Source organism: Spirosoma harenae (genome assembly GCF_054776975.1).
Map to the genome: position 1 here is coordinate 22,097 of NZ_BAAHBD010000008.1, position 12,191 is coordinate 34,287.

A 12,191-nucleotide genomic window follows, 5' to 3' on the forward strand; every position below is an offset into this window, starting at 1 on the left:
CCCTATGCCAATTTGTTTAATTCGTTGATGGATAAACATACAGTTTTGCAAAATGAGTTTCCTGAAAAAATACGAAGGAAAGACAAATTAATCAACGCATTGTTGCCCAGACGGTTGCTATTCAGGTTGACTGGAAACAAAAAAAGCCGACCAACTTGGTCGGCTTTTTCAACACTCCCTTCCTATACTCAATAGCGATACGGGCCATAACCAGGTCTGTTTCCATATCCACGTCCGCGGCCAGCTGACCGATCATAAGGACGCATCCGATCAATTACCCGATCTCGTTGATCAGGGCTTAGCACAGCCATCATATCAAAAAATTCTTGCTGACGGGCCTGGCGAAGGAAATCACGTTGACGGGGGTTTCGAAAATCCATTCCCTGGGTTTCTCGTTCAAAACGATTCCGGATCCGTCGGATTTCACGCTCCTGGCGACGAGACAAATTCAATTCTCGATCCCACCAGTCAAGATGGCGGTCGAACTGGTAATCATCATAGTCGTAGTTGTAGTTCGGCTGGCCATAACCTTGGTTATACCCAGGCTGCGGAGGGTAATTAGTAGGATTTGGGTAACCGTAACGTTGGGCAAAAGAGGTGGTGGATAGAAGGGCTATCAGGGTTGCGGCTGTCAGCAGTACTTTTTTCATGGCTGTTACTTGTTTTCAGGTTGTATTTGCCTCTTTGAACAATCTGCCACGAAATGGTTTAATTTAATCTCTGAATATGTATAAAAAAGGTAGAGGGTTGAGATTGGCTAATGCTCAAACAATGCTTGATGCATCAACCAATCTCAACCCTCACAATGACCAAATGTCAATCTAATACTTATACTCCGCCAATTCAGTCTTGTTTTGACCTTTCAACACCTGATTGTATTTCTCCCGATCGAATTCATTTTCGTTGTTGGCAATAAAAATTGTTGCAACTGTATTGCCAATAATATTCGTGATCGAGCGCGCTTCCGACATGAACCGATCTACGCCCAAAAGTAAGGCAAGCCCTTCTACTGGTATAACTTTGATGGCTGTCAATGTACTGGCCAATACAATAAAACCACTCCCTGTTACGCCTGCTGCCCCTTTTGAAGTCACCATCAGAATACCAATAATTGTTAGTTCCTGACCTAAAGTCAGATCTACTCCGAAAACCTGGGCCAGAAAAACCGTCGCCATAACGAGGTAGATGGTTGTCCCATCCAAATTAAATGAGTAACCCGCTGGCACCACTAGCCCCACCACAGATCGCGAGCACCCAAGCGATTCAAGTTTGTCCATGATCTGAGGAAGCGCCGACTCTGACGATGAGGTTCCAAGCACAATCAGCAATTCTTCCTTTATGAATTTCAGAACCGCCCACAGGCTGATTTTGTAGTACCGCAACAGCAAATTCAGGACAATAAAAATGAACAGGATCATCGTGGCATATACCGTTCCCATCAACTTGGCTAATGGTAGCAACGTACTAAGCCCATATTTGCCAATGGTGAAGGCCATCCCGCCAAAAGCGCCCAGCGGAGCCAATACCATGACCACACCCAGAATATTGAAAAACACTTTCGAAAGTCGCTCAAACGTCTGAATCAGTGGTTTTCCTGTTTCGCCCATGCGAGTTAAGCCAACGCCGAACAGAATCGAAAAAACCAATACCTGCAAAATATCACCATCAGCAAAAGCTTTGATTGCGTTGCCTGGAACGATGTGCAGAAAGAATTCTGTCCAGTCCATTTCAGCGCCCTGCTCAGTGTATTTGCTAATATCCCCACCTTTTACCGCAGCAGTTTGCACTCCATCACCAGGGCGAATGAGATTGGCCAGAATTAACCCAATCGCTAAGGCCCCCGTTGTTACGATTTCGAAGTAAAGTAACGCCTTTCCTCCTACGCGACCCACTTTTTTCAAATCTCCCATATTACTGATTCCTAACACGATGGTCAGGAAGATGATGGGAGGAATGACCATTTTAATCAGGCTAATGAACAGATCGCCCAGTGGCTTCAATTTCGAGGCTGTTTCCGGAAAGAAATAGCCGGTTAGAATACCTAACGTAATGGCAATCAGCACACGTACGGTGAGATTATTGAGGAGTTTCATAAGGGGAAACGATGAACGATGAGTGATGAACGATGAGTTTTATTTACTCATCACTTATCGCTCATCACTATTTAAGGGGTAAAACCTGATGCTTGATTTCGCGAATTCGGTCGTTAAAGTTGAGATTCAAAAAGTCAATGTTAGGAACCAGTATCGTCTGGAGCAGTTCCGTCACGCGCTCGTCATGCGGAATACGTTTACCCGTTGCTACGCTGACGTATTTCGACGTTACCCAAAGTGCATTTTTGAGATGGGTTTTACCATCATCGGTCATGATGTATTCCGTTACGGTCGTGTCTTCGTTGAAGTAAATAAGCCGCGACATAATCCGAATCCATTCACTCACTAATGCTGGCCGGATATACGCAATCTGATGCTGGTAAACGACCCAACTCGTTTTCAACTCCCGAAACAATTGGCCGGGACTAAAATCGTACAATTTAGCCACCTGATCTTCACGAGCATTAAAGTAGTAATCGAAATACTTAGCATTATTAAGATGCTGGAGGGGATCACAATCCTGGAAACGGATAATAACCCTCGATTCCGTTTCGGTTGGGTAGATACGGTTAGGATCGCGATGAAACATAAGTCAGAACCAGGATTTGCATGATTTAACTGAAGACTATGATTTTGTCGAAATGAGGATTTGTCGAAACTAACATCCAAAGTCAATGTTAAACAAAATCTGGCAAATCAGTCTACTCATACAAATCCTGGTTCAGAATTTTTGTGCAATATTTACGTTAGTACATCAAAAATGCCGGTTTCTTTTAATTCCTAAGCACTTATGAAAGTTGTTCGTTATGTATTGCCCCTGCTTGTGTTATTCCTTGGCCTCACCGCTTTTGCTCCTTCTGATGATTCCGATGCTGTAGTAGGTACCTGGCTGAACGGCACAAAAAAAGGGCATGTCCAGATTTATAAACAGGGAGGTACGTATTTTGGGAAGCTCGTTTGGCTGGGACAGCCTACGGATGCCAATGGCAAGCCCCGAACCGATGAAAAAAATACAGATGCCTCCAAACGATCCCGGCCATTGATGAATATGGTCCTGATGTACAATTTCAAGTACGATGGTGGTAATGTCTGGAGCGATGGAAAGATCTACAATCCTGAAGATGGTAAGGAATACAATTGCAAAATGACACTCCAGGATCCAAATACACTTCTGGTACGAGGCTACGTAGGCATTTCTCTCCTGGGCAAAACCCAGACCTGGACGCGCATTAAATAAGTTCTAAAGTTATAGAATCATAAAGTTGTCAAGTTGCTGCATCAACTAGTACAGACAATAACTTTACAACTATGCCACTTCACAACACAACAACGTTAATCATTGGCGCAGGGCCAGCAGGATTGGCGATTGCTGGTCAACTGGCTCATCGGGGTATTCCCTTCACGATTCTGGAAGCGAGTGAATACATCGGGTATTCCTGGCGGAATCACTACGACCGGCTTCACCTGCATACGGTCAAAGAGCATTCGGCCCTGCCCCACTTGCCTTACCCTGCCTCTTATCCGCAGTATGTGTCGCGATTGGAGTTTGTGGAATACCTTGAACGTTATGTCGAGCATTTTTCCATTAAGCCGCTACTGAATCAGAAAGTCGTTCGTATTCAGCGCAATTCTTCAGCGAATGACCATTCAATTGATTGGACCGTACAAACTGAAACCGATACATTTACTGCCAGACAGGTTATCATAGCTACCGGCTACAATCGTGTTCCCAATAAACCAGAATTGCCAGGTCAGCGAAATTTTCGGGGCATAGTCTGGCATAGCCATGAATATCGGAATGGGGCTGCGTTTCGCGAGGAAAATGTGCTGGTTGTCGGAATGGGCAATACAGGAGCAGAACTAGCTCTTGATTTATTGGAGCATGGAGCAAACCCGTTTATTTCGGTGCGTAGACCAATTAATATTATCCGACGAGAAATATTTGGTCGCCCTGTTCAGAAAACAGCCATTCTCTTAGGGAAGCTTCCGAACTGGCTGTGTGATATATTGGTCGGCTTCTCGCAAAAGATGACCGTTGGTGACGTTTCAGCTTATGGATTAGGGAAACCAGCGCATCCACCATCTTACGATAGTCGTCGCGGTCGAACACCGCTTATCGATATCGGCACCCTTGACCAGATCAAAGCAGGAAGCATTACGGTGCTGCCAGATATTTCTCAGATTAATGCGAAATCGGTTACGTTCGTCGATGGTCGCGAATTTCCGTTCGATGCCATGATTCTGGCGACAGGCTATCGACCGGGACTTTCCGCTTTTTTCGACGAGAAAATCACTACACAAATTCTAAATGAGCGCGGTTATCCTAAAAGTCTGTGGTTCAATAAACTACCATTAGAAGGATTATATTTTCTGGGCTTTTCGGTACCCGTTACGGGCGTTCTTTATCAGCTGAATATTGATTCGGAACGTATTGCGAATCACCTGGTCGAAAACAATTTCATCTCTGCATAGTTCTATTTATGTAATCAGAAGATTACTTAAATTAATCAACGTTATAAACACTACAGTCATGAATGAGACCACAGTAAAAGGAGCCTGGAATGAGATGAAAGGAAAGATCAAACAAGCCTACGGCGATCTTACCGATGATGATCTAACCTATCAGGAAGGGCAGGAAGATGAAATGTGGGGTAAAATCCAGCAAAAAACAGGTAAAACCAAAGACGAGATTAAGAAAGCAGTTGCTGACTTATAATCCGCTTATTTATACATAAAAACGCCGAAACTTTCTCAAGTTTCGGCGTTTTGCTTTTAGTAGCCACCATAGAATTTACGTAAACCCCATTCCACGGCAGCCAATGCAAGCACTACGAAGAATAACCAACGCCAGTTAATCAGCTCGTTCATCTCTTCTGTACTGGTCAACCGGGCTGGGTGGGACCGATTTGTCAGGGTATTGACTAAATTATCGATTCGGCTGGTCGTGTAAAATTGACCGCCTGTTTGCTGAGCCAGTTGCCGAAGCAAGCCGTGATCGGCAGTCGTGTTAACGGCTTCAAGTTGAAGATCCCGAACGACGAATTGCCCCAACGATTGTTCGGCTTTATTGTTAATGCTCACGGTCGCTTTGAACCTGTAAGCTCCTTCGGGCAATCGACTGATCTCGAAACGGCTGTTGGCCGCCGTAGGTGTATAATTGTACGAGCGAGTTACCCCTTTTTCATCGCTGATTTCCAGTCGAACAGGTTTATCGAACAGCCGCTCATAAATATCATTGTATAATTCGGTTTCAAAAATGACTTTTTCGCCCGCCACAAACTCATTACGAATCGGATATACACGTAGTTTCCGCCGATCTTCTTTTACCGAAATCAACTGAATAACCTTCTGAAATAATTCATCGACCACCTCCTGTTTGTCGGTTAGAGCGTATTCCTCCAGCCGCCAGGCCCATATCCCCTCTCCTGCCAATACAGCTGTTTTACGAGGACTCGTCACATTGAGTGCCAACAATGGTTTAGTAGTACGAACACTTCCTACTTGTTGCCACAAGACAACTTCGCTACCCGGTTGAAGTCGGAAATCGCCGTAAGGAGCCAACAAAGGGGGAAATTTAGACAGGATATCAAGCCGGGACGGATCAAGATTCAATTGACGGAATTCCTGATTAAAGAACCCTGTCACTTTATCACTCTGGTTCGGTTGTGCATTTATCTGCATTACCGAATTCGATGTATTAAACGGCCCCAGTGAAGACTGATTCCCTAACACAAATAATACGGGGGTATTGTTAGCAAAATACTTCTGAACCAGGGCATTTCCTACTCCCCCATTATCAGGAATTTGATGCAGAATTATCAGATCGTAGGTTTTCTCAGCAGGAGGGGTCGCATCGGCAGCCGTACCCGTTAAAATCCGGATATCCAGTTCGTAATTTTGATTCCGTTCCAGAATATTGCGGATTGCTTTTATATCTGGATGGGGAGCCAGTGCCAGCAATAGTACTTTTTCTTTCCCATCAATCACGTCCAGATAAACATCCTGCCGATTATTTCGTGTGCTAAATTCACCCGACTGCGGCAACACCTCTATCACATAATGTTGAACACCTTTTTGGGTAGCTGTTGTCTGAAACGTTACCTGATTAAACGTATCGTTCTTTCCGAAATTAACCGACTGGCGGCCCAGCTCTTTTCCATTCTGACGTAATACGACGGCAGCGCTCCGCCCCTGAAACCCATTGCTGACGATTTCAGCCTGCACTGGAAACTGGTTTCCCAAGTAGGCAATTCGGTTCGCAATAATGCCTTTAAGCTGAATATCGCGTTTAGGTATTGTATCGCCTAAGCCAACCGTCTGTATCGCAAATGGATATTGCCCAAACGTAGGCGACACGCCCTGGTTGAAAATTCCATCAGAAATTAAAACAACATCGGTTAGATTTCGCCCTTCAAAATCGGACCGGATACCGGATAGCAAACCAGCAAGGTCCGTGGTTCGTCTTGTAAATGGAATCTGTGTCAGATCGCCGTCGGTAACGGTATCGCCAAACGTTCGGACTGACACATCCAACCCTTTATCTGCTAATTGTTGACGCAATGTCTGTACGCCAGCCAACGCCCGATTTAGATTAGGACGCCCGGCTGCTGCTACGGATTCCGAGTTATCGATGGCTAATACAACCTTCGGCTTTTCGGTTAGCGTTCGTAGGCTGCGAATCAGTGGATTGACTAACAAAAAGCATAGAAAACTGACGATGATAAAGCGCAAGGCCGCTAGACCATATGTTGTCCGCTTGTCGAAACCACCAACTGTCACACCACTACCAGCTAAACGAGGCAACGGCTGATACATCGCAAATGCATAGGCTGCCCCAACAAGCAGGCATACAAAAATCCACCAGGGCGACGATTGAAAAATAAAATCCATTCTAAATGAGAGATAAGCGATGAACGATGAAGGATGAGTGATAATTGATAAATAAGCTTCTATCTAGACAGTACTCTTCGAACGGTCTGATCATCATTCATCACTTATCGTTCATCGTTCATCACTCATTACTAAGTAAGCATTCCGCCATCCACTTGAAGTACCTGGCCAGTAATATATCGGGAGAGATCAGACGCCAGAAAAACAGCGCAATCGGCTACTTCACTGGCTTGGCCACCACGTTTCATTGGAATCTGTTGTTTCCATTCTTCGAGGGCCTTCTCATTGATTTCGTCGGTCATTTCAGTTTCGATAAATCCGGGTGCAATAGCATTGGATCGGATATTCCGCGAACCCAACTCTAGTGCAACCGATTTAGTAAAACCAATAATCCCAGCTTTCGAAGCTGCGTAGTTAGCCTGCCCCGCATTACCCCGGATACCTACAACGGATGTGATATTGATAATAGAACCGGCTTTTGCTTTCATCATCGGCTTAGTAGCCGCTTTTGTCAGGTTAAAGACGGACTTTAAATTAACGTTAATTACGGTATCCCATTGTTCTTCAGACATACGCATCAGTAGGCCATCTTTGGTGATACCGGCATTATTGATAAGAATGTCCAGCTTGCCAAAATCAGCAATTACCTGAGCAACAAGCTCTTCGGCTGCCTGATAATTGGACGCATCTGAACGATACCCTTTTACCTGCCCGCCAAATTCCTTAAGTTCATTTTCCAACGCCTGCCCTTTTTCAACACTCGATAGGTAGGTAAAGGCAACAGTAGCGCCTTCCTGGGCAAATTTCTGGGCCATAGCCCGACCAATTCCGCGCGATGCGCCCGTAATCAAAGCAACTTTTCCTTGCAGTAAACTCATTTTTAACGAATAAGGTAAATGATTACTATATAATGACAATTACGATACATACTTACTCATTCTGAATTGCCATTCTATAGGTAACTAAGGTCAAAAATAGCGTTTTAGAGGCAAACAGCAAGACAATTTCCATGAATGGGTAAAAGATAAGGGAGTCAAAAACAGGCATGTTCAGACCAAGAATTTGAGCTGATAGCTTACCTCTTTTATCTGTTACGAAGTACATAACGAATGGCAAAATTCCCAGCCAGCCCGACCTTAATACCTGCATCCCACGTCTTTGTTTTAGTCTGACTAGATGACTGGTCTGATAACTGATAGACGATTGACGCATCAGCAAATGAAGTTTCGATAATGAATCGCTCTCCAGCCATGTACGCGAATCCAACGGCCAGTCCGCCATTCATGTATTGGCCATTGGATGACCCCGAACTATAGTTCGCGTAACCAACATTTACGCGAGTGAATGGGGTAAATCGTGTCGAACTCCAGTAATGTTGAAAATAGGGTGAAAGACCAACTACCCATGTCTCATTAGTATTGGATGTGGTAGTTGGCGAACTAGACGTTACAACTTTATTTGTCACATAAGAAACGGGAATTGTTAAGCCGATGAGACTATTTTTTTTGATAAAAAACCCAATAGATGGATTGACATTGTAATTACCATACGTCGATTCATACGCCACGTTGCCAGGTGTTGCCACTTGGTTCGTATTCTGCCTATTCATCGAAAAGCCACCTTCCAGAACCCACCTGCCCGGTTCAGTTTGGGGATTAGCTCGTTCCTCCAGCTGGTCATTCCTTCGACTGGAGCCAGTCCAGTATATTAGTCCGGCACTGAGCCCCGAAATAGTAATGGGCATAGCATTCGAACTGGCCAAAAGTTGAAGCGCCAATCGATTGCTTACAAAGTAATTCACCCCCACCTCTAGTTTTGGGCTAATTGCGACAAAGGACTCCTTTCGTCTTACCTCGATCAATTGCCCATTCGCGTTAAAATAAGGTTGCTTATTGTTACCAAATACAGCAGACAAACCTGCTCCGGCAAACAGATAAAAGGTGTTTATCTCCCAATATCGACGTACAAACGGCGTTGCTGAAATTGACAATTGAGAGGCAGAATACGTTTGATTCGGGTTCGATTCCAGGTTCTGGCTATTACGTAAATATGTGCCAGATACTGACAAACCAACCATCCAGTTATCAGTCCAGAAGCGGCCTGCTGTTATTGACAGGATCGGGTTCCATCTTGTTGCTTCATTGGTAGATGCAGGACTTGCAATAAATGGCAACGTTTGTTGACTGTAATTAAGTGATACATTTCCGCTCAGAATGCCATTTCCCTTTTGAGTCTGCGCAAATCCATAGCTAACGTAAAGTAAACCAGAGAGGAGCAATAGTTTTGTTTTCATAACATTTAGTGATTAATAATTAATTAGGTCAGATCAGTTAACTGCCTAAATTTGATCGTTACTTTTCGGTGAGTAAACTACTTTTTCTTCTCAAGGATTTATCCAATTTCTTCTTAATTTTTGTTAATATTGACTGAATTTAATCAGACCAATCGCTGGTTCGTTAGCTTATTTGCAATTCCCAAACGAGCCCTTTTACTTTGTCATCCCTTGTCTTAATCTTTCAGAATTCCATCATGCTACGCATTCTGTTTATCATATTCGTTGGAATATCGGTCTTATTCCCCTTACCTACACTTGCGCAAAAAATTCATGCGCACAACGACTATACAAAACCTAAGCCATTTACGAATGCGTATGAGCAGCGTGCCGATTTCATCGAAGCGGATGTCTGGCTACAAAATGGCAAACTCGTTGTTTCGCACGATAAACCAACGGCTAATGCGCCAACGCTTGATTCATTATATCTGCAACCTATCGTAAAGTTATTTCAGCAATATAAAGACAAACCCAGCGCCGATCGGGATTATACCTTTAGTTTGGTCGTAGATGTAAAAGACAACCCGGCGGAGGTGCTGCCTATGCTGGTAAATTTGCTCCAGCAAAATCTACCGGTATTTAATCGAGCAGCCAATCCAAAGTCGATCCAGGTGATTATTAGCGGTAATCGGCCTAAAATACCAAACTATTTCGATTACCCGCTTCTTCAGTTTGACGGACGCCCCAGCGAGGTATACGATGATGAAACGCTCCAGCGCGTTGCCCTTATTAGCGATAATTTTCAACTATACTCTCGCTGGGATGGGAACGGGGAACTGTCGGATGAGGATCGCGAAAAGCTGAAGCGTGTTATTAAGCGCGCCCACAACGATAAAAAACCCATTCGATTCTGGGCCATTCCCGATTCGCCTAATGCCTGGAAACAGTTGAAGAAACTCGGGATTGATATCATCAACACGGATAAAGTTACCGAATACGTACAAGCCATGCGATGAACGATTTTGGGCAAACAAGCCGCTTATTCGTAAGCTAAAACAGTAAACTTACCAGAAATCCGACTTATTAAAACATATTAATCTCTCGCTTTCCTAATCTTATTCCTTGACAATGGATATCCCACAAATCAAAAAAGCACCTACCGTATACGATGTCGTGATCGTCGGCTCTGGCGCGGGGGGCGGTATGGCCGCTTATATGCTTGCCAAAGCGGGCGCCAAGGTTGCGCTGCTGGAAGCAGGAGGCTATTATGACCCAGCTGATCCGAAATACATTACCCAATTGAAATGGCCATGGGAATCTCCTCGACGGGGTGCTTCAACCGAATTCCGTTCAGGCGGTGATTTCGACGCGGCCTGGGGCGGTTGGGAAATTGAGGGAGAACCTTACTCAACCAAACCAGGTACAGAATTCGGTTGGTTTCGTTCCCGCATGCTCGGTGGCCGAACTAATCACTGGGGTCGTATTTCGATGCGGTTTGGCCCTGACGATTTCCGTCGTGGTTCAATTTCCGGTGTTGGTGACGACTGGCCGATTACGTACGAAGACATGAAGCCCTTTTACGACCGGGTAGACCGGCTAATTGGCGTTTTTGGATCGATTGAGAATTTACCAAACGAACCGGATGGTATTTTTCTCCCCCCACCTAAACCTCGTCTTCACGAGTTAATGATTCGTAAGGCGGGTAAAAATATCGGTATTCCCGTTATTCCATCACGGTTGAGCATCCTGACGAAACCAATCAATAAAGAACGGGGACAGTGTTTTTATTGCCACCAGTGTAATCGAGGCTGTCAGGCGTATGCCGACTTCTCGGCCTCATCTGTGCTCTGCATTCCGGCTGTCAAAACGGGTAATGTTACATTGATTAATGGCGCCATGGCTCGTGAAGTGCTAACCGATCCAGCTACGGGCTTGGCAACGGGCGTTAGCTATGTCGATAAGGCAACTTTAGCTGAAATCACTATACGAGCTAAGGCGGTTATGCTCGGTGCAAGCACCTGTGAATCAGCGCGTATTTTACTAAACTCCAAATCAGCTCGTTTTCCGAATGGATTAGCTAATAGCAGTGGTGTTGTCGGTAAATACCTGAACGATTCAACGGGAGCCAGCCGCTCTGGATTTGTGCCCGCCCTGATGGATCGGAAACGATACAATGAGGATGGCGTTGGTGGTATGCACGTCTTCACTCCCTGGTGGCTTGATAACAAAAAATTAGACTTCCCACGCGGGTACCATATTGAATACGGCGGTGGCATGGGCATGCCGGGCGCCGGTTTTGGTGGTGGCATAGAAGCATTAAATGGTACGATTCCCGGCCGCGACGGGCAAAAGAAGCCGGGAGGTGGTTACGGTAAAGGTCTCAAAGATGATTACCGACGATTCTACGGTGCTTACATCAGCATGTCCGGTCGCGGTGAGCCGGTTCCTCTCGAGAGTAACTATTGCGAAATCGATCCTGATAAAGTTGATAAATACGGAATTCCTACCTTACGCTTCCATTACAAATGGTCGGATTACGAAGTGAAGCAGGCCAAACACATGCAGGATACATTCGAAGAAATTATCCATGCAATGGGTGGTATTGCTTTAGGGAATAAACCTGGGCCTAACACAGCGCATGGATATGGATTAGCCGCTCCCGGCCGAATCATTCATGAAGTAGGTACTGTTCGTATGGGTAACGATCCACAGAAATCGGCTCTGAATAAGTATCAGCAGGCACACGATGTGAAAAATCTGTTCGTCGTCGATGCAGCTCCGTTCGTTTCTCAGGGTGATAAAAACGTTACCTGGACGATTCTTGCGGCTTCTATGCGTACCAGCGAATACTTGATTGATCAAGTGAAGCAGAAGAATATCTAATCCAGAGTAACCGTATTTTAAAAAAGCCCACTGACATTGGGCTTTTTTTATAC

Annotated in this window: 11 protein-coding genes; 5 read left to right on the top strand and 6 right to left on the bottom strand. The window is 44.9% G+C overall.

Annotated elements, in window-relative coordinates; translation table 11 throughout:
- Nucleotides 1–188: 188 nt before the first annotated feature.
- The 3 genes from ACYVE4_RS08355 to ACYVE4_RS08365 all read right to left on the bottom strand — a co-directional run bounded on the left by ACYVE4_RS08355 (nucleotide 189) and on the right by ACYVE4_RS08365 (nucleotide 2,682).
- A complete protein-coding gene (locus tag ACYVE4_RS08355; RefSeq protein ID WP_460996818.1) occupies nucleotides 189–650 on the bottom strand; it encodes a hypothetical protein in 462 nt (153 codons plus the stop codon).
- Nucleotides 651–821: 171 nt separating this feature from the next.
- Nucleotides 822–2,093, bottom strand: a complete 1,272-nt coding sequence (locus ACYVE4_RS08360; protein ID WP_460996819.1) for a dicarboxylate/amino acid:cation symporter — start codon at nucleotides 2,091–2,093, stop codon at nucleotides 822–824.
- A gap of 67 nt (nucleotides 2,094–2,160) precedes the next feature.
- Nucleotides 2,161–2,682: an acyl-CoA thioesterase gene (locus ACYVE4_RS08365; RefSeq protein WP_460996820.1), complete on the bottom strand. Its 522-nt coding sequence runs from the start codon at nucleotides 2,680–2,682 to the stop codon at nucleotides 2,161–2,163.
- A 201-nt stretch (nucleotides 2,683–2,883) separates the two neighbouring features.
- Here ACYVE4_RS08365 and ACYVE4_RS08370 point away from each other — a divergent pair, with 201 nt between their 5' ends.
- The 3 genes from ACYVE4_RS08370 to ACYVE4_RS08380 all read left to right on the top strand — a co-directional run bounded on the left by ACYVE4_RS08370 (nucleotide 2,884) and on the right by ACYVE4_RS08380 (nucleotide 4,809).
- Nucleotides 2,884–3,330 carry a DUF2147 domain-containing protein gene (locus ACYVE4_RS08370; protein ID WP_460996821.1) on the top strand — a complete coding sequence of 149 codons (447 nt, stop codon included), beginning with the start codon at nucleotides 2,884–2,886 and terminating at the stop codon, nucleotides 3,328–3,330.
- A 71-nt stretch (nucleotides 3,331–3,401) separates the two neighbouring features.
- A complete protein-coding gene (locus tag ACYVE4_RS08375; protein ID WP_460996822.1) occupies nucleotides 3,402–4,565 on the top strand; it encodes a flavin-containing monooxygenase in 1,164 nt (387 codons plus the stop codon).
- A 58-nt stretch (nucleotides 4,566–4,623) separates the two neighbouring features.
- Nucleotides 4,624–4,809, top strand: coding sequence for a CsbD family protein (locus ACYVE4_RS08380; RefSeq protein WP_460996823.1), 186 nt, complete (start codon nucleotides 4,624–4,626; stop codon nucleotides 4,807–4,809).
- 56 nt (nucleotides 4,810–4,865) lie between these two features.
- Here ACYVE4_RS08380 and ACYVE4_RS08385 read toward each other — a convergent pair whose 3' ends face one another.
- From ACYVE4_RS08385 to ACYVE4_RS08395, 3 genes are all read right to left on the bottom strand, one after another.
- Nucleotides 4,866–6,983, bottom strand: a complete 2,118-nt coding sequence (locus ACYVE4_RS08385) for a VWA domain-containing protein (protein WP_460996824.1) — start codon at nucleotides 6,981–6,983, stop codon at nucleotides 4,866–4,868.
- 131 nt (nucleotides 6,984–7,114) lie between these two features.
- On the bottom strand, nucleotides 7,115–7,861 hold the full coding sequence (gene fabG, locus ACYVE4_RS08390; RefSeq protein WP_460996825.1) for a 3-oxoacyl-[acyl-carrier-protein] reductase: 747 nt from the start codon (nucleotides 7,859–7,861) through the stop codon (nucleotides 7,115–7,117).
- Nucleotides 7,862–8,067: 206 nt separating this feature from the next.
- On the bottom strand, nucleotides 8,068–9,276 hold the full coding sequence (locus ACYVE4_RS08395; protein WP_460996826.1) for an outer membrane beta-barrel protein: 1,209 nt from the start codon (nucleotides 9,274–9,276) through the stop codon (nucleotides 8,068–8,070).
- A 236-nt stretch (nucleotides 9,277–9,512) separates the two neighbouring features.
- Here ACYVE4_RS08395 and ACYVE4_RS08400 point away from each other — a divergent pair, with 236 nt between their 5' ends.
- Both ACYVE4_RS08400 and ACYVE4_RS08405 read left to right on the top strand, forming a co-directional pair.
- Nucleotides 9,513–10,271, top strand: coding sequence for a phosphatidylinositol-specific phospholipase C/glycerophosphodiester phosphodiesterase family protein (locus tag ACYVE4_RS08400; protein ID WP_460996827.1), 759 nt, complete (start codon nucleotides 9,513–9,515; stop codon nucleotides 10,269–10,271).
- 112 nt (nucleotides 10,272–10,383) lie between these two features.
- The gene (locus ACYVE4_RS08405) at nucleotides 10,384–12,138 is read left to right on the top strand and encodes a GMC oxidoreductase (protein ID WP_460996828.1); all 1,755 of its coding nucleotides are present in this window, start codon (nucleotides 10,384–10,386) and stop codon (nucleotides 12,136–12,138) included.
- Nucleotides 12,139–12,191 lie beyond the last annotated feature (53 nt).